Origin of the sequence: Caballeronia sp. dw_19 (assembly GCF_018449515.1) — a bacterium.
Taxonomy (GTDB): Bacteria; Pseudomonadota; Gammaproteobacteria; order Burkholderiales; family Burkholderiaceae; genus Caballeronia.
The window spans coordinates 92767-110449 of the sequence record NZ_JAAVUQ010000001.1 but is presented as its reverse complement, the minus strand read 5'-3'; the positions used below and the strand labels follow the sequence as shown (position 1 = coordinate 110449).

The window sequence follows — 17683 nt, the reverse complement described above, 5'->3', positions numbered from 1 at the left end:
AAAATAAGTCTACAATTGCGCATCATGACGCGCAAATACACCGACCCCATCAGTAATTTCGAGCGTGTGGCAGCGGAACTCCGCTCGCTCCGGAGCGAGCGACGCATGAGTCAGCAGACGCTGGCTGATCGCGCGGGGGTGGCCCGGCGCACAATCACCAATGCGGAAGGTGCACAGAACGTCGGCCTGCATGAGTTTTGCCGGATCGCCAACGCGCTCGGCTACGACCTCACACTGCGTCCGAAAGACACTGTGGTCTTCGAAGATCTGGACTTCTTCTTCAGGGAGGACGAATGAGCACGCCGTTGTCCCTTAAGCCTGCGCCGCCGTTCGACTTGGAACAGCTCTTCGACAAAATCCGCCGGCTCGACGTTCACACGCCCCAGGGCTTGGCCGGTCTGCTGGCGAAGGAGAGCACCTTCGTCTTCAACTACGGAGAAGTCGAGCCGGACGCGGCCGTGTCGCTGACCATGCCCGTGCGCCGCAAGAGCTACAGCAGTGGCGCGCTGATGAACGTGTTCGCAATGAATCGCCCGGAAGGTTATTTGCGATACATCATCGAAGAACGGCTGGCGCGCTTCGGTACCCCCAGCGACATGTTCCTGCTGTTCCTCGCCGGGCGAAACCAGATTGGCAGGCTCACCTACGCGCTGCACGGCCAGACAGTGCCCGAGGGCGAGGGTGAGCGGCTTGACGAGCTGCTGTCGTCGCCATCGGGACAATTGTTCGAACGTCTGGTGAGCAAATATGCGCTCGGCTCGGGCATTTCAGGCGTGCAGCCGAAGACCGTGGTGCCGCTTGCTCCCGAGATTCCCGCTAGCATGTCCACCCTCGACGCCCACGCGACCTTGCCGTTGACCACGGTGATCGTGAAGGCTGAAGGCGACGACTATGCGGGGATCGCCCGCAACGAATTCCTGTGCATGTCGGTGGCGCGCGAGGCGGGTTTCGACGTGCCCGATTTCTGGCTCTCCAACGACGGCCTGCTGTTCGTCATGGCGCGTTTCGATCGTGCGCCGGACGGCACGCCGCTCGGCTTCGAGGACATGAGCGTGCTGACCGGCAACGACAAATACCGCGGCAGTTACGAGATGATCGGACGGGCCGTGGAGGTCTATACCGGCGCTGATTTCCGCGCGCAATCGCTGCGGCTGTTCGAGCGTGTCGCGCTGTCGTGTTTTCTTCGCGATGGTGATGCGCATATGAAGAACATCGGCATTGTCTATGCCGATCCCACCGGGCCGCGCCGGCTCTCGCCCATCTACGATGTCGTCTGCACGGGCATCTATCCGATGCTCGACGGCCGGATGGCGCTGAACCTGAATAAGTCGAAGGTTTTCCCCGTGCCCGGGCAGCTGATTGCATACGGCGAGCGACTGGGCCTGAAACGCGCCGAGGCGGAAGCGATCCTGCTGCGCATCGACCAGGCATTCGACACGGTCGCCGAGCGGCTCAGCCAGGACGATCGGTATAAAGCAGACGATCTGCTCACGCGGATTCGAGAGGTGATCCGTCGCACTGGCGCAATTCCCGTCGCGCGGCCGAAGCGTCCGGCGTTCCGTCTTCCCTGAGCTATCAGCGCGAACAAGATGCTTTCGAGTCACGGCTATTAAACCGTGCTACATCAGCGACTTAAGCGTTGAGCCCCGTGCTTATCAACAAGCCTATGAACAATTACTGGGGATAACTCGCCGGTCGTTGCGGGCTTGGGAACGCGCCAACATTACACGCAACGCGTGGATCAAAATCGGATCGATTCGAAACTGCGTTTATTTATCAAAGACTTAAGAAGATTCCCTCACGCTTGTCCACAGGTCCTTCAACAGATTGTGTGCACAACTTTGCTGGCTGAAACGATCGAATCCGCGTGGCAGGCGCGCTTTGAAGCGGCGCCTGAAAACCCTTTCCGTTCAATGCGTTCCGGGGTTTGTCAGAAGGTTGTCAACAGGGTGGTCCCCAATTTCTGTGCACAACTTTGGCCGGCGACGCCGTTCGACTAATAGCTGCCGGACAAAAGCCTGTATTCATCCGCAATGCGTTTCGTTTTCCATCTTAAATAACGCCGCACCTTTTTGATCATCGCTGGGCTTGTCCAATGCGATCCTCCGGCAGGTCGCCCAGTTGCGCCCGATTCACTCGTTGCCGCACCGGCGTCAGAGCGAGATGCCCGGCATGGTGAACGTGCGCCGGACGTTGTTCGTATGCGCGTCGCTGGCGCGATTGTTTGGGATCGCGTCGGTTGTCGCTCCAGATAGGCGCAGGCCGGAGCAGCAGAGCGGCCAGCATGGTGTCGATGCACGGAAACGGTTCCGTTCTCCGTGCCCGCAGCGCCATTCAGCGATGCCGCGCGCTTGCCGAAACTGAACGGCACCATGCGGGCGTTGGCGCTCTACGCGCCCTTGCGCGTTTCGTCCCCGAGGATCGGGGCGCGTTTGAAGTACTGTGAACAATCGGACGGGTCCGTCGATGCATCGGCCGACAGGCTGCCAAAACCGTTGGCGATGCCTCAGCAGATAAAGCGCCCTGAGCCTGGCTGACGCGCGGCGGCCTGACATCGGGCGTGACCACGAAACCCGCGTGCGAGCTGGCCTCGATGGCGGTAGAAGGAGCCGCCGGGGCAGGCGTCACAACATCGTCCGATGCAACGAGGCCGGGCAAGGGCGCGCTCCACGGATCGGCTGGCGGAGGGGGCGCACTATGTACCGGCGCTTTCGCCGGTTCGCTCGGTTCAGCGACCCGCGTGGTGCGGTTGAGCCACGCGTCGTGGGATGCGATCAGACCGGGCGAACGTCCACGCGGTGTTTCATTCCAGCCGGAGCGATCCATTGCGAGGGCGGGAGATGTTTCCTGGACAGTTGTTGCTACGGAGCCGGGCGCATGCGTCGTTGCGACCGGTCGGGGCTCTTGCTCTGACGCAGGCGCTGGTGAATCGGCGCGGATTTGTCCCGGCGATGTGAGCCGATCGCCGGACGGTGCGCTCCAGGCATCGTCAACTGCGAGACTGGGTGCTGCGGGGTTGCTCCATGGGTCATCGGCTGCGAGTTGGGGCGCGGCGTGGCTGCGCCATTGCTCACCTGCGGGCACGCTGGCCGGGGCGGACTCTCCCGCGCGGGCCGTTACGTGCATCAAACCAAAGGCAGCGCACGCCAGCGCGACTTTTTCCAGTCCTGAATGAACGAGCCGGAACAGGTCACGGAGCGGTGAGCGAGACATGGCATTTCCCCTGAATACACGAAAGCTCGCAAGCCTATGGGAAAGTGCGGTCCGAAATAACGCGATTTATCTGAATAGTGAAAGGTTTCAGTGAAGAAATTGAGTTGAAGGAAGGTTATGGGCGCATTTGGATGGCAGTGCGATGTTTCGGCGATCCTGAATTGTGACATTCGATGTCTTTAATCTCAGGCTTCGGTCATCCTGATGAAGTGCAAAGAGCCGTTCCGACTCACGCCGGAACGGCTCTTTACGTACAGCGCTCGTTTCAGTTTTACCCGTCAGGTGAGAGAGAACTCGCCCGAATGGAATGCGACCCGGCAGCGACGGTTATTTTGCTGTCCCCGTCCCCGTCCCCGTCCCCGTCGCTGTCTCGGCCGCTTTTGCCGCAGCCGCAAGATTCGCCGTGCTGCCGGTTGGAGAACCCATTGCCTGGAACAGCAACGCGGTATCGCTGAGCCGTGCGCTTTCATAGCGAATAGCATCCAGCCGCGCATTTCGATACTGGCGCTCGCTCGCACGCGTCGCCGAGGGCGGAATCGCTCCGAGCCGCTCTCGCGCCGCCGAATCCATGAAGGCGTTCATTGACGTGCGGCTGGCGGTATCGGCGAAACTGAGTGCCTGGTTATCCTGCTCGAGCGCCACGAGTGAATCCGCCACGTTGCGGAACGCTGTCAGCACCGTCTGCTTGTATTGCGCCACGGCGGCCTCGTAGCTCGCTTGCGCCGCGCGCCTTTGGGCGAGCAATGCGCCGCCATGAAACAACGGCTGCGACAGCGACGCGCCTATCCCCCAGATCGCGCCCGCGCCGGACAAGGCGGTCGGCCAGCTGAAACCCGCTTGCCCCATTGATGCTGACAGCGTCAGGCTCGGGAACATTTGCGCTGTCGCGACGCCGACTTGCGCTGCGGCCGCTTTGAGCAGCGCATCGGCGGCCTGGATGTCCGGGCGGCTGGCAAGCAGTTCCGACGGTACGACCACGGGCACATTGCCCGGCACGGTGAGCGACGCGAGATCGAGATCCGGCGGCGCCTGATCCGGCGTCCGGCCAAGCATCACGGCAAGCGCGTGACGGGTTGCAAGCCACTGGGCCCGTAGCCCGGGCAACGAAGCGGCGAGCGCGGCGGCGTTCGATTGCGCGTTGAGCGCGTCCGCGCGCGACGCCGAACCGAGTTCGTAGCGGCGCTGGGTTTCTCGCGCGTCTTCATTGGCGAGGACAATCAGCCGTTCGGTCGTATCGATTTGCGCACGCAACGAGGCGGCACCGATAGCGCCCGTGACGATGTTTGCCGCGAGTGCACGGCGGGCGGCATCGAATTGCCAGGACTGGCTGTCCACTTGTGCAGCCAGCGCCCGGTCCGCGAGCCGCGCCGCGCCGAACAGGTCGAACGTGTATTGCGCCCGGATCTGGCCAACGAAGAGGTTGTAGAGCACCGTGGGCGGCCCGAAGTTCGGCACGCCAATTGCGCGCTCCCGGTCCGTCTGGCCGCCAAGGTCGATGCTCGGCAACATTGACGATCCGACTTGCGCCCGCAGCTGCTCGCGCGCCGCGGCGAGGGTTTTGTCCGTCGCGGCGAGGCTCGGGCTGTTGCGCAAACCCTCATCGACGAGCGCGTTCAACGGTTCCGAACGATAAAGCTTCCACCACTCGGGCACCGGTTTTGCGTTGGCATCGAAACTCTGCGATACCCCTTCGGCCGTCACGGTGCGTGCCGGTTGCGCGTCGGCGCCGTAATGGGCCACCGTTGGCATGACGGGCGGTTTCCCGTCCGGGCCGAACGAGCACGCGGAAAGGGTGGCTGCGAAGCCTAGAGCAGTCAGGTAAGCGCGTTTCATGACTGGCCTCCTTGGCGAGTATCCGGCACGGAGGGCGTGGAGGGCATGTCTGGATCTTCAAACCCCGCGCGCTCGTTACGCCGCACCTTGAACGAAGCCGCATATAACGCCGGCAGATAAAACAGCGTGAGGACGGTTGCGCTCGTGATCCCGCCCATCAGCGCGGTTGCCATCGGACCGAAGAAGTTGCTGCGCAACAGCGGGATCAGCGCGAGCACCGCAGCGGCGGCGGTCAGCGTGATCGGCCGGAAACGCCGCACGGTCGCGCCAACAATGGCGTCAAAGCGAGGATGCCCCGCGGCAATGTCCTGTTCGATCTGATCGACGAGAATCACCGAGTTGCGCATGATGATCCCGAACATGGCGATCACGCCCAGCATGGCGACAAACCCGAACGGCTTGTTGAACAACAGCAGCGCGATCACCACGCCAATCAACCCGAGCGGCGCGGTCAGAACCACCATCATCACCCGTGCGAAGCTCTGCAACTGGATCATCAAGAGCGTCAACACGACAATCACCATGATCGGCATCTGCGCATTGATGGACGACTGGCCTTTCTCGCTTTCCTCAACCGGTCCGCCCACTTCTATCCGATATCCCACCGGCAAGCCGGCGCGCAAACCCGCGAGCTTCTTCTCGATCGCATGCGTGACGTCAATACCCTGCGCGCCGGCCTTCACGTCCGACTGCACGGTGATGGTCGGCTGACGGTCGCGTTCCCAGATCACGCCGTATTCCAGATCGTTCACCACATGCCCGATCGTTCCGAGCGGCACGGGGCCGTTCGGCGTCGGCATGGCCAGCGTGGCGAGCTTCGCCGGATCGACCCGTTCGCTTTTCGGGGCTCGCAAGTCGACGCTGACCAGCTTGTCGCGTTCACGATATTGCGTGACGGTATAACCGGTCAGTTGCATCGCGAGGAAATTCGATACGTCCTGCGACGTGATACCAAGTTCGCGCGCCTTCTTCTGGTCGATATCGAAGCGCACCGAGCGCTCCGACGGTTCGTCCCAGTCGTACTGGACATTGGTCGTGCCACTGTCGGCACGCATTTCGGCAAAGACCTTTTCAGCGATACCGCGCACTGTCGGCAGGTCGTCGCCGCTCACGCGGAACTGCACCGGATAGCCGACCGGTGGACCGTTTTCGAGTCGCGACAAACGCGTGCGTACTGCCGAGAACTTCTCGCGCAACACAGGTTCAAGCCAGCGTGCGAGTTTCTCGCGATCTTCGACTGACTTTGCCGTAATGACGAACTGCGCGAAGTTCGCCACTTGCAACTGCTGGTCGAGCGGCAGATAGAAGCGCGGCGCACCCGAGCCGACGAAGTTCACCACATGATCGATCTCGGGCCGCCCCTCCAGTACCTTCTCAAGACGTTTGGTCTCGCGCAGCGTGGCTTCGAATGAGGCGCCTTCTTGGAGACGGACATCGACGAGCAGTTCCGATCGGTCCGAACTCGGGAAGAATTGTTGGGGAACCAGCGTAAAGCCTGCCAGCGCTATCACGAACAGCACGAGCGTAATGCCGAGCACGACGAAGCGCCGCTCAATACACCATGTCAGCCAGCCGCGCAGACGCGTGTAGAACTTCGTGTCGTAGATATCGTGTTCATGATCGTGGGCGTGATGCGCCTCGCGCTTGCGCTCGGGCAACAGCTTGTAGCCGAGCAGCGGAATCAGCACGACCGCCGCGAACCACGACGCGATCAACGCGATGGCCGACACCTCGAAGATCGAGCGCGTGTATTCCCCGGTGCTGGATTTGGCCAGCGCGATCGGCAGGAAACCGGCGACCGTCACGAGCGTGCCCGTGAGCATGGGGAACGCAGTGCTGGTATAGGCGTAGGCCGCGGCACGCGAACGGTTCCAGCCTTGTTCGAGTTTCACCGCCATCATTTCGACAGCGATAATCGCGTCGTCGACCAGCAGGCCCAGCGCGAGGATCAGCGTCCCGAGAGAGACCTTGTGCAGGCCGATATCGAAGAGATACATGAAGAGCGCGGTGACCGCGAGCACGACCGGTATGGAGATCACGACCACCATGCCGGTGCGCACACCGAGCGACACCAGGCTCACGATCAGCACGATGATGACGGCCTCGGCAACGGCTTCAAGAAAGTCATCGACCGACTTCGATACCGCATGCGGCATGCTCGACACTTCGTTGAGCACGAGGCCGGCCGGGAGTTGCGCGCGCAGCTCAGCCACCTTGGCGTCCAGCGCCTTGCCCAACTGCACGACGTCCTGACCGGGCTGCATCGTGATACCAATGCCCAGCACCGGTTTCTCGCCCGCGCGCATTTGCGTAGCCGGGGGATCGAGATATCCTCGCTTGATGGTGGCTATGTCGCCAAGACGGAACGACCGGCCGTTGACACGGATCAGCGTATTGGCGAGCGCGGCCATGTCGGTGATCTGGCCAGTCGGCCGCACGAACACGCGGTCGTCGGGCGTATTCAGCGTGCCGGAGGGCGCAACCGCATTTTGACCGTCGATAGCCTGAGCAATCTGCTGCGGCGAGATACCGAGCCGCGTGAGTTGCGTATTGGCTATTTCGATGTAAACGCGCTCGTCCTGATCGCCGAAATAATTGACCTTCGCCACACCGGGCACGCGCAACAAGACGGTGCGCAGCGAGTCGGCGTAATCGTGGAGTTGCACCGGCGAAAAACCGTCGCCTTCCAGCGTGTAGATGTTCGTGAAGACATCGCCGAACTCGTCGTTGAAGTAGGGACCTTGCACCCCTCTTGGCAGCGTGTAGGCAATGTCTCCGACTTTCTTGCGCACCTGATACCACTCTTCAGGCACGTCTTTCGCGGGCGCGCCGTCTTTCATCGTGAAGAACAGCAGGGATTCGCCAGGGCGGGAGTAGCTGCGCAGGAAGTCGGTGGCGGGCGTTTCCTGCAGTTTTTTCGCGATCTTGTCGGTGACCTGCTCCTGCATCTGCTGTGCGGTGGCTCCTGGCCAGAAGGTCTGGATGACCATCACGCGGAACGTGAACGGCGGGTCCTCCGATTGCGCGAGCCGGGTGTACGCAAGTACGCCGAAAATGGTCGCCATGGCGATCAGGAAGACGACGAGCGCCTGATGACGCAATGCCCAGGCCGAGAGATTGAAACTGCCTTCTTCGTGACGATAATCGCCCGACGCCGCGGCAGCAGCGTTGGCAGCATCTTTCGATGAATCCCGCTCTTGGTCGCTCATGACGCGAAGTCTTCCGGATGCAAGGGCGTGACCACGCGAACTTTTTCGCCCGCGGAAACGGTATGGACACCTTGCCATACCACACGATCCCCAGACGAGATACCGTTGGAAACCGTCACGGTGCGCTCGCCGTATCGAGACACATCCACGCGCCGCAATTCAAGCGCCCCGTCAGCCTTCACGATCCAGACGGCAGGCAGTTTGCCCGCGTGAAAAAGCGCGGTGGAGGGCAGCGTGAACGCTTGTGCGGATGCCCCGGATGCAGCCGCCTGCGCGAATGCCACGTCGGCTGTCATGCCAAGCCGGACTTCCGGCGTGGGGGCTTCAAGCGTCATCCTCACGCGATAGGTACGGCTTTGAGGATCGGCTGCGGGCGACACCTCACGCACGCGGGCCGCGAACTGTTTGCCTCCCAGCGCGGCAAGCTTCACGGTGGCTTTCTGGCCGACCGCGAGCGACCCGAGCGTAGTTTCCGGCACGTCCGACACCACGTCGATCTCGCCGCTCCACGCGAGGTTATAGACGGCCTGTCCCGCCGATACGTTCTGTCCCGTGTCAGCCTGTTCAGCCGTGATGACACCGGCGCGGTCAGCAACAAGCGTGGTGTATTTCAACTGATCGGCCGACAACGCGGCCTGTGCCTGCGCCTGGTTGCGCTGCGCGAGCGCGGCGGCATAGGCGTTCTCGGTTTGTTCCAGCTGCGCGCGGGCGATCAGGTTTTCCTGCGCCTGGGTGCGGTCGCGCGTGAGTTGTTGCTCGGCATACGTGAGTTGATGCTGGGCGGCGGACAGTTGCGCGGCTGCGCTCGCGGCGCTTTTGGCGTTGTCGGCGGGATCGAGTTTCGCCACGATCTCGCCGGCTTTCACGCTGTCGCCCAGACGCACGCTGCGCTCGATGATCTTCCCGGCCACACGAAACGACAGCGGGGTCGAGTACCGCGCTTCGATAGTCGCGGGCAGCGACGACTGCACAGTGTGCGTGTCGGCGACGGCCGCCATGGCGACCACGGGACGCAACGCCACGGCGGGCGCTTCCTTCTTGCCGCATGCGCTGAGCGCGACGACAGCGACCACGCCCAACGACCAGGCAAGGGTGCGGCGAGCAGGAAAAGATCCCGGCCTGGGTAACGTGAACGACACTAACCGCGATCGGAGCGATGACAATAATGGCAATGACAACGGCCGCGTGCGGCGACAGACTTGCAGAATCACGAATGACCTCGACGCAAAGGCTTGCCGTGCGCGCAAGGGACTTGCAGGCACGGCCGGCGCGCAGCGTCGACACGGTCTGTCGCTGCGCATTTTCAAGATATGGCGTTATTCGGGGCGCGATACTCGAACAGGCGGCATGCTATGGCCACCAAGCTTTCCAGCACCTCACCGCCAGATACGCGATGAATTCTAATACAACTATGAATCTGGAATCAAAGCCGTATCATAATTCAATTTTGAGATGGTAAACTCGACCGATGAAACGAATTCGCCTCACCCGGGAGCAAAGCCGTGATCAAACGCGTGAGCGTTTGCTGGACGCCGCACAAACTGTTTTCATGAAGAAGGGGTTTGTTGCCGCCAGTGTCGAGGACATTGCGGCGGCGGCGGGTTATACGCGCGGTGCGTTCTATTCGAACTTCGGCAGCAAGTCCGCTTTGTTTCTGGAACTGCTCAAGCGCGATCACGACGGGATCATGGGCCGGCTGCATTCCATCTTCGATGGCGAAGCGAGCCGGGCCGACATGGAAGCCCGCCTGTTGCAGTATTACAGTGAGTGCTACCGCGACAACAAATGTTTTTTGTTGTGGGTCGAGGCGAAATTGCAATCAAGCCGCGATGCGAAATTTCGCGCGCAGTTCAACGCATTCATCCGGGAATTGTTGCAGACGACGACCGCTTACATTGTCGCGTTTTCGGAACGGGCGGGGACGCCGTTGCCCATGCCCGCGGAGCAGCTCGCGCTTGGACTGACGGCGTTGATCGACGGAATGCAGTTTTTTTATACGTCGGATCCGCAGGCTTGCGGCAGTGAAATGTCCGAAGCCGTGCTGGCGAAGTTTTTTAGCCGGGTGGTGTTTGGGTCCGACGTGGTCTGAGAGGGGCCGTGCGAATAAACGTCCGCTCAGTTTCTCATTCGCTCGCTCAGATAGAGATCCCCGACCCGCCGTTGCTGCCTAGCAATTGTTCCACGGCATCGGCGCTGGCGTAGTCCTGCTCAGGCAATCCATCGAACACGGCAATCACATCATTGCTCACGCCTGCAGCGCGCGCCGCATCGACAATGTCATCCTTGTTGGCTGGAAACTTCAGGTCACGCAAGACCTCCGCGATTTCGTCATCGATAGGTTCATCGTTCAAGCCGGCATTCAGATGTGTATCGGTCATTGGTTGTCTTGGTTGTCCTGGTTGTTTTTGGTGGTCAATCCGAGTCGCCATGCGCGCGGCCGAGCTTCACGTCTGCACTTCTACGTCTGCACTTCTATTACCTGGCTCGTCACGCCGTGGCTGGGCGAGTGCGACTTCGGCAATTCCACATGAAACCAGTGCGCGTGATCGAGTTCCTGTGCGCGCACTTCCGGCGCCGGCGGTGAGACCGGCGGGGCATTGGCGCGAATGGCAAGTGCCGCGCGCATGGCTTCGGCCTGGCGAGCAGAGTAGATTGCCGCATCGTCCGTATGGATCGGCGCGGCATAGCACGACACGGATACCAGAACCATCAATAAAGCCGTTGAGGTTTTCATCGCTCAACCCTCCAGACACTTAGTACACAAGCTCACGCAAGCGGTATCCAGGCAGCACAAACACGAGGCCGTACGGAGAATAGTAGCGAGGATTCGAGCAAACGTTATGCCAATCGATCAGTGCGGTTTTCCAGCGCGTCGCCTGATGGATGGTGCGTGCCGGCCGAGCCTTGTTTCAAGCGGCGCCGGTGGCCGTTGTTCGAGCGAATTCTAGAATCCGCTTTTCAGCGCGTGCTTCACGGGGCAGACCGGTACTGCCGCAATTTTGCACACATCGAGCAATTTCAGCGCGATGCCGGGTTTAATCGGAAGTAAGCATCGAGAAGCGATGTTTTGTAGACAACGCCGAGTAATACCGGCCGCGTCGGGCAGTCGATGACCGGCAAGCGCTCACCCTGGAACGCCAGGAAATGCTGCAACGCTTCACCCAGCGACATGTCCGGTGTAAGGACATCGAAATGAGGTTGCAGATAATCTTCGGCGGTTTTGACGGCAGTGTCGCGCTCATCGAGCAGGTCGGACGTGATGTCCTTCAACGCCACCACGCCGCGAAACTGCCCGTCCGCATCCACGACGTAAAGGTACTTCACCGGATATTCGAGGAACACCCGCGTCATGGCTTTCACGTCTGCATCGAGCGGGACGACCGTGTCGGCTGGTTTCACCAGCTCGCGCATTTGCGTGGCGGCGAGCCGCGAGCGCTCTTTTTCGTCACGGTTGCGCCGCAGCGTGACCTCGTACATCGACGTCTGCGCCGATGCCCGCGCAATGAAAAATGCCACCACGCACGAAAGCATCAGCGGCAGCATGACCTGATAGCTCAGCGTCATCTCGAAGATCATCAGGATTGCCATCAACGGCGCGTGCGTGGCGGCCGCGAGGAACGCGCCCATGCCGACCATCGCGTAGGCAAACGGCGCGGACGTGGAGTGCGGCCAGATCGCATGCGCCGCCAGCCCGAACAGGCAGCCGACTACCGCGCCCACGAAGAGCGTCGGCGTGAAAATCCCGCCTACCGCGCCGGAACCCGCGGTTGCCGCGGTCGCGACGATCTTGAAGAACAGCACCGCTGCCAGCGCTTCCCAAGTCCACGAATGATGCAGGATCGAGTTGACGACTTCGTACCCGTTGCCCCAGACCTCCGGGAACCAGATCGAGATCACGCCGACAATCAGGCCGCCGAATCCGAGCCGGATTGGCAACGGCAGGGGCAGCTTGGCGAAGCGTTGTTTCGATGCCGCCAGCAGGCGCAGGAAATACGGCGCGAGCACGCCGCAGAGCAATCCGAGCATGACGAACAGCAGCACTTCGACGCCGGTGACAGTTGGAAACACCGGCATTTCGTAAGGCGGCCGGTAGCCGGCGAACTCGCGCATGGTGATGTTCGCGACCACCGAGGACACCACGATCGGCCCGAAACTTTCCATTGCCATGGAGCCGAGCACGAGCTCGGTCACGAAGAACGCGCCGGCGATAGGCGCGTTGTACGCCGAGGTGATCCCGGCCGCCGCGCCGCAGGCGACGAGCAGGCGTAGACGCGGCGGATCGAAGTGGACCCAGCGCCCGATCAGCGACGCGCACAGCGCCGCGAGTTGCACCATCGAGCCTTCTCGTCCGATGGACCCGCCGCTTGCGATAGTGAACAGCGACGAGATGCTGCGCCACAGGCTTTGTGAGACCGGCACGACGCCGTCGCCAATGGTCACTGCTTCCATGTAGTCGGCATTCGCCTGGCCCGAGCTACGACGCCGGGCTATCAGCAGGCACAGGCCCGCGATCAGCCCGCCCGCTGTGGGCAACGCGACCCGCACGGGCCAGGGCAGGCGCGTGGCCATCTCGACGAAGTTACCGTGATCGCCCCCAAAAAGGCGCTGCATTTCGTCGATGCCATAGCGGAACGCCGAAGTCGCGAATGCGCCGGCCACGCCGACAATCACGGCCCACACGAGCATGGAGTGGGATTCGGAGAACCGGAACCGGATCTGTGCCCGGGTGCGAAGTTTAAGCAGGAATGAAAGCACGTGAGCTTGAATGTCGGAGCGGGTCGAGGCCAATGGTGCGGGGCAAGGATATCACCCGCAAGGGGCCTCGGGGCAGTGCTCCGGCATCCATGTGCATACTGAGTTGCTTGGCACCGGCTGGTTATCGACGTAATAAGCGAAGTCCGTTGGCAACGACCAGCAAGCTTGCCCCTACGTCGGCGAGAACGGCCATCCACAGGGTTCCCGCACCCGTCAGCGCAAGCACGAAAAATACGGCCTTGATCCCCAGCGCCAACACGATGTTTTGTATCAACACTGCATGCGTCGCCTTCGAGAGCCGGATGAAAGCCGGGATCTTGCGCAAGTCGTCGTCCATCAACGCGACGTCGGCGGTTTCAATGGCCGTATCCGCGCCCAATGCGCCCATCGCAAAGCCGATATCAGCGCGGGCGAGGGCGGGGGCGTCGTTGATGCCATCGCCCACCATGCCTGCCGCCGCGCCGTCTGCCGCACGTTTTGCCACTGCCTCCGCCACTGCAGTGAGTTTGTCGGCGGGCAACTGGTCGCCGCGGGCTTCATCGATACCCACGGCTTTCGCTATGACCGCCACCGTATGCGAATTGTCACCGCTCAGCATCACGGTGCGAACGCCGAGTGCATGCAGGTCGCCGATGGCGGCACGGCTGGATTCTTTGACCGTGTCCGCGACGGCGAACAAAGCGAGTACGCCTTCTTCGCCGATCAGCAGGACGACGGTTTTTCCATTGCGTTCCAGCCTGTCGAGCCGGGCTTCCAGGCTGGCGGAACAACGCCCGAGCCCTTCGACCAGACGATGATTGCCTAGCGCGTAAGGTCGGCCGTCGATCGTCCCCTGCACGCCGCGTCCGGGCAACGCTTCGAATTCATCGACGGGTAAGTGAGAGATGTAGTCCGCGTTGGCGGCACGCGCGAGCGCCTGCGACACGGGGTGATCCGATCGTCCGGCGAGGCTGACTGCAAGCTGCCGGCATCGGTTGATGTCTGTATCGGCGAGAGCTTCGAAATCGGTCTGCGCCGGTGTTCCATGCGTGATCGTACCGGTCTTGTCGAGCGCGAGCCAGGTCAGCTTGCGACCCCTTTCGAGGGTGGAACCGCCTTTGATCAGAATGCCCTTTCGCGCCGCCGCAGTGAGACCACTGACGATAGTCACAGGCGTCGAGATCACCAGCGCGCACGGGCAGGCAATCACCAGCAGCACGAGGGCCTTGTAGATCCAGTCGTGCCAGACACCGCTAGCCAAGAGCGGTGGCAGGACCGCGACGAGCACCGCAAGCGCGAATATAACCGGCGTATAGACACGCGCGAACTGGTCGACGAAGCGTTGCGTCGGCGCTTTCGAACCGTGCGCCTCCGACACCGCGTGAATGATGCGGGCGAGCGTTGTATCGCTGGCGAGTGTCGTCACCCGATACTCGATCGACCCGGATTCGTTGATCGTGCCAGCGAACACGGCGTCGCCGGGTGCTTTATCGACCGGCAGGCTTTCGCCCGTGATGGGCGCCTGGTTCACCGTGGAGCGTCCGGCGCTCACCACGCCATCGAGTCCGATCCGTTCACCGGGTTTGAGGCGCACGACGGCGTTTATCGATACCGATTTGGCGTCCACGTCTTGCCACGTGCCGTCGGGTTGCTGGACGGTCGCGCGCTCGGGCGCAAGTTGCATCAGCTTCTGGACTGCGTTGCGCGCGCGGTCGAGCGACTTCGCTTCAATCAGTTCGGCAAGGCTGAAGAGGACCATGACCATGGCTGCCTCGGGCCATTGGCCAAGCACCAGCGCACCCGTGACGGCAATGCTCACGAGTGCGTTGATGTTGAGATTGCCGTTGCGAATCGCGACCCAGCCTTTTTTGTAGGTTCCGAGGCCACCGGCGATGACAGCAAGCACGGCAAGCGACGCCGCGATCCAGCCGGGGAACGCGGCAAAGCTGACTATCTCCGATGCAACCGCCGCGGCGCAGGCCAGCGCGAGCGGCCAGTGCGCGGATTTCCTCGCGCTGGCGGCAGTCCCACCTTGCGGCGCTGATTCGGGCAATTCAGCGGTGAACCCCAGCGATCGAATGGCCTGCGCAATCGCCTCACGCTCAAGCGGCGAATGGTCCACGGTGAGCAAGCGCTGCATCAGGTTGAATTGCACGTTGTGCACGGAAGGCATGGCCGAAAGCTTCTTGCGTATCAACGCTTCTTCCGTCGGGCAATCCATCTGCGCGATGAGAAACACCGTGCGTTCGCCGCCATTCAAAGGCTTTTGCGGAGCGGGAGCAGCGACCTTTGCCTCGGCGTGCGAATGTGCATGCGAGGGCGCATGGTCCGACGAATGGTCATGACCGTGGCCGCACGGAGACCTGGCCTGCTCTTCATCAACCGTGTGATTCGTTTCGCTGAGTGGGGACATCGTGGCTTCCTGAGGGGATCTATGGTTTAGTAGACGCCCTGAAGTCACTTCAAGGTCAAGCGTTGACCGGGAGCCCAAGCAATGAAAATCGGTGAATTGGCGAAAATGGCTCAGTGCACGACTGAAACCATCCGCTTTTACGAGAAAGAAGGCTTGATGCCGGAAGCCAGCCGGACAGATTCGAATTACCGGAATTACACGGAGGCGCACGCGGAACGTCTGCGGTTTATCCGTAATTGCCGCGCGCTGGATATGACGCATGACGAGATCCGCCATCTGCTCAGCGCGACCGATGCGCCTGGCGCACCGTGCGGTTCGATCAATTCGCTCGTCGATGAACATATTCTTCATGTAGACAGGCGGATCGACGAATTGACGCAACTCAAGTTGCAACTGGTTGCGTTGAGGAGCCAATGCACGACGGAAGAATCAGCGACGGACTGTGGCATCGTCCAGGCGCTTTCAACGAACAATGTCGCCCCCGCACGCGAGAAGCGGACACATTTGGGCTGAGTAGCGGAGCGGGGCGACCAGGGTCTGACAACCCGGCCTCTTCGTATCAAAGCCGGGTTGTGTTCTACGTCAAACTACTCAATCACCATTTCGGCGCGAACGGTGGCTTTGCATTTCGCTGGCCTTCGTCGAGCGCATCGATCTTCGCAATATCGTCGGCGTCCAGTCTCACCTTTTGCGAGTCCCAGTTAAGTTGTTGATGTTCCGGATTCGTCGATGCCGACAGCACCACGATATCGCGCGACAGCAGCCATGCAAACGTCACTTGAGCGGGCGTCACGCCATGCTTCTTCGCGATTGCCACCAAGGTGGGATCTTTATGCGCGCGGCCTTCGCCCAGCGGCATATACGCGGTCACCTTCACACCGAGCTTTTGCGTTGCCTCGACCAGCTTGCGGTTCGCGAGGAATGGGCTGATCTCGAACTGATTCGTCACAATGCCCTTGCCGCCGGGCGCGTTCAACGCTTCTTCGAGCAACGGCGCGGTGAAGTTCGACACCCCGAAATACCGGATCAACTGCTGCTTCTGTGCATCCTGAAAGCCCAAGATTGATTCGGCGACCGGCACCACGCTGTCCGGCGACGGCCAGTGAATCAACGCAAGATCGATTGTGCCGATGTTCAGCTTCTTGTGGCTTTCCACCAGGCTTTTCACTACGTCGTCACGACGCAGCCGGTCGTGCCAGACCTTGGTGGTCACCCAGATATCGTCGCGCGGCACGAGCGAGTCGCGCACGCCTTTACCGACGGCCTCTTCGTTCTTGTAAAGCTGCGCGGTATCGATATGGCGATACCCGAGTTGCAGTGCGCTTGCGACAGACTTGGCGGTTTTCTCCGCATCCACGCGAAAGGTGCCGAGTCCGAAGGAGGGAATTGTTTCGACCATCTGATGCTCCTTTTGATTACGTTTATCCGATACAGGCCGGCCGGCTCAGGAATCCTAGGCGTCCTGATCCAGTTCCGGGTAATGACGAAAGATGCCGGATTCGTTGAATGGAATCCGGCGCTCCGAGTCCACATAAGCCGCGATGTTCGGTCGTTCCAGCACCGCATCATGCAACGCCGCCACGCGCGGATACAGGCTGCCGAATTTTTTCATCGCACGGGGAAAGGCGTAGTGCAGGCCGTCGACAAGTTGAAATATCGACAGGTCCACGTACGTGGTCATGTTGCCGATCATCTGTGTATCGCCGTGAGGATTCTGCGCGAGCACCCGCTCGAAATAGCCGATGAACTTCGGAACCCGGTTGTCGATGAAATCCTTCGAGCGCTTCTTGGCTGCGTCCTTCTGGTCTTCATAGTAAAGGCCGCTTGCCAGCGGATGATGGGTATCGTGGACTTCGGTCACCATGTCCGCGATCGTCAACTGCAAGCCGTGCGCGACATAGCGCAGGCCTTCGTCCTTCGGCGCGAGACCGAGCTTCGGCCCCAGATATTGCAGTATGTTCGCCACGTGCGGCACGATCAGTTCGCCATCCTTCAGGAATGGCGGGGCGAAAGGAATGTGCGGCTCGGTCTTGCTGTTGATGATCTTCATCATGGCGCCCGTGCCTTGTCCGTCCTTCTTCGCGCCGCGTGCAACGTCAACGTAGTCGGCGCCGGCGTCTTCCAGCGCGAGCCGGACGAATTCGCCTCGGCCTTGAAGACCATCCCAGTAATACAGTTCATAGGCCATCGGCAATATCCTCGCGGTGTGATTGCTGGAAACCCAAAGACAAGAGGGTAGCAACACGCGTGCCGTTGTGCTTGCATCGCACTTGTAATCTCG

The 17683-nt window shown here is 61.2% G+C and carries 13 protein-coding genes; 4 read left to right on the top strand and 9 right to left on the bottom strand.

Features of this window, described 5'->3' with window-relative positions; translation table 11 throughout:
• Positions 1 to 24: 24 nt before the first annotated feature.
• Both HB376_RS00440 and HB376_RS00435 read left to right on the top strand, forming a co-directional pair.
• On the top strand, positions 25 to 297 hold the full coding sequence (locus HB376_RS00440) for a helix-turn-helix transcriptional regulator (protein ID WP_213761480.1): 273 nt from the start codon (positions 25 to 27) through the stop codon (positions 295 to 297).
• Positions 294 to 1571, top strand: a complete 1278-nt coding sequence (locus HB376_RS00435) for a type II toxin-antitoxin system HipA family toxin (protein WP_213761479.1) — start codon at positions 294 to 296, stop codon at positions 1569 to 1571. Before HB376_RS00440 ends, HB376_RS00435 begins: the two co-directional genes overlap by 4 nt.
• A 1969-nt stretch (positions 1572 to 3540) precedes the next feature.
• Here the strand turns inward: HB376_RS00435 and HB376_RS00430 are convergent.
• The 3 genes from HB376_RS00430 to HB376_RS00420 are packed head-to-tail and all read right to left on the bottom strand — an operon-like array spanning position 3541 to position 9334.
• The gene (locus HB376_RS00430; RefSeq protein ID WP_213761478.1) at positions 3541 to 5046 is read right to left on the bottom strand and encodes an efflux transporter outer membrane subunit; all 1506 of its coding nucleotides are present in this window, start codon (positions 5044 to 5046) and stop codon (positions 3541 to 3543) included.
• A complete protein-coding gene (locus HB376_RS00425) occupies positions 5043 to 8255 on the bottom strand; it encodes an efflux RND transporter permease subunit (protein WP_213761477.1) in 3213 nt (1070 codons plus the stop codon). The genes HB376_RS00430 and HB376_RS00425 overlap by 4 nt, the downstream gene beginning before the upstream one ends.
• Positions 8252 to 9334, bottom strand: a complete 1083-nt coding sequence (locus tag HB376_RS00420) for an efflux RND transporter periplasmic adaptor subunit (RefSeq protein WP_255631118.1) — start codon at positions 9332 to 9334, stop codon at positions 8252 to 8254. Before HB376_RS00420 ends, HB376_RS00425 begins: the two co-directional genes overlap by 4 nt.
• 389 nt (positions 9335 to 9723) lie before the next feature.
• On the opposite strand from HB376_RS00420, the gene HB376_RS00415 reads away from it, so the two are divergent.
• A complete protein-coding gene (locus HB376_RS00415; protein ID WP_213761475.1) occupies positions 9724 to 10344 on the top strand; it encodes a TetR/AcrR family transcriptional regulator in 621 nt (206 codons plus the stop codon).
• A 46-nt stretch (positions 10345 to 10390) separates the two neighbouring features.
• Here the strand turns inward: HB376_RS00415 and HB376_RS00410 are convergent, their stop codons facing one another.
• From HB376_RS00410 to HB376_RS00395, 4 genes are all read right to left on the bottom strand, one after another.
• The gene (locus HB376_RS00410) at positions 10391 to 10633 is read right to left on the bottom strand and encodes a DUF2795 domain-containing protein (RefSeq protein ID WP_213761474.1); all 243 of its coding nucleotides are present in this window, start codon (positions 10631 to 10633) and stop codon (positions 10391 to 10393) included.
• Between the two features lie 80 nt (positions 10634 to 10713).
• Positions 10714 to 10989 carry a hypothetical protein gene (locus tag HB376_RS00405; RefSeq protein WP_213761473.1) on the bottom strand — a complete coding sequence of 92 codons (276 nt, stop codon included), beginning with the start codon at positions 10987 to 10989 and terminating at the stop codon, positions 10714 to 10716.
• Between the two features lie 284 nt (positions 10990 to 11273).
• Complete coding sequence (locus HB376_RS00400) at positions 11274 to 13010, bottom strand: ClcB-like voltage-gated chloride channel protein (RefSeq protein ID WP_213761472.1); 1737 nt, start codon at positions 13008 to 13010, stop codon at positions 11274 to 11276.
• Positions 13011 to 13131: 121 nt separating this feature from the next.
• Entirely contained in the window at positions 13132 to 15402 is a 2271-nt protein-coding gene (locus HB376_RS00395; protein ID WP_213761471.1) for a heavy metal translocating P-type ATPase, read from the bottom strand.
• Between the two features lie 81 nt (positions 15403 to 15483).
• Between HB376_RS00395 and cadR the strand changes: the two genes are divergently transcribed.
• Positions 15484 to 15915, top strand: a complete 432-nt coding sequence (gene cadR, locus HB376_RS00390) for a Cd(II)/Pb(II)-responsive transcriptional regulator (protein WP_213761470.1) — start codon at positions 15484 to 15486, stop codon at positions 15913 to 15915.
• Between the two features lie 82 nt (positions 15916 to 15997).
• Here the strand turns inward: cadR and HB376_RS00385 are convergent, their stop codons facing one another.
• Together HB376_RS00385 and HB376_RS00380 are read right to left on the bottom strand one after the other, a co-directional pair.
• On the bottom strand, positions 15998 to 16801 hold the full coding sequence (locus HB376_RS00385) for an aldo/keto reductase (protein ID WP_213761469.1): 804 nt from the start codon (positions 16799 to 16801) through the stop codon (positions 15998 to 16000).
• 54 nt (positions 16802 to 16855) lie between these two features.
• Entirely contained in the window at positions 16856 to 17590 is a 735-nt protein-coding gene (locus tag HB376_RS00380; RefSeq protein WP_213761468.1) for a glutathione S-transferase, read from the bottom strand.
• Positions 17591 to 17683 lie beyond the last annotated feature (93 nt).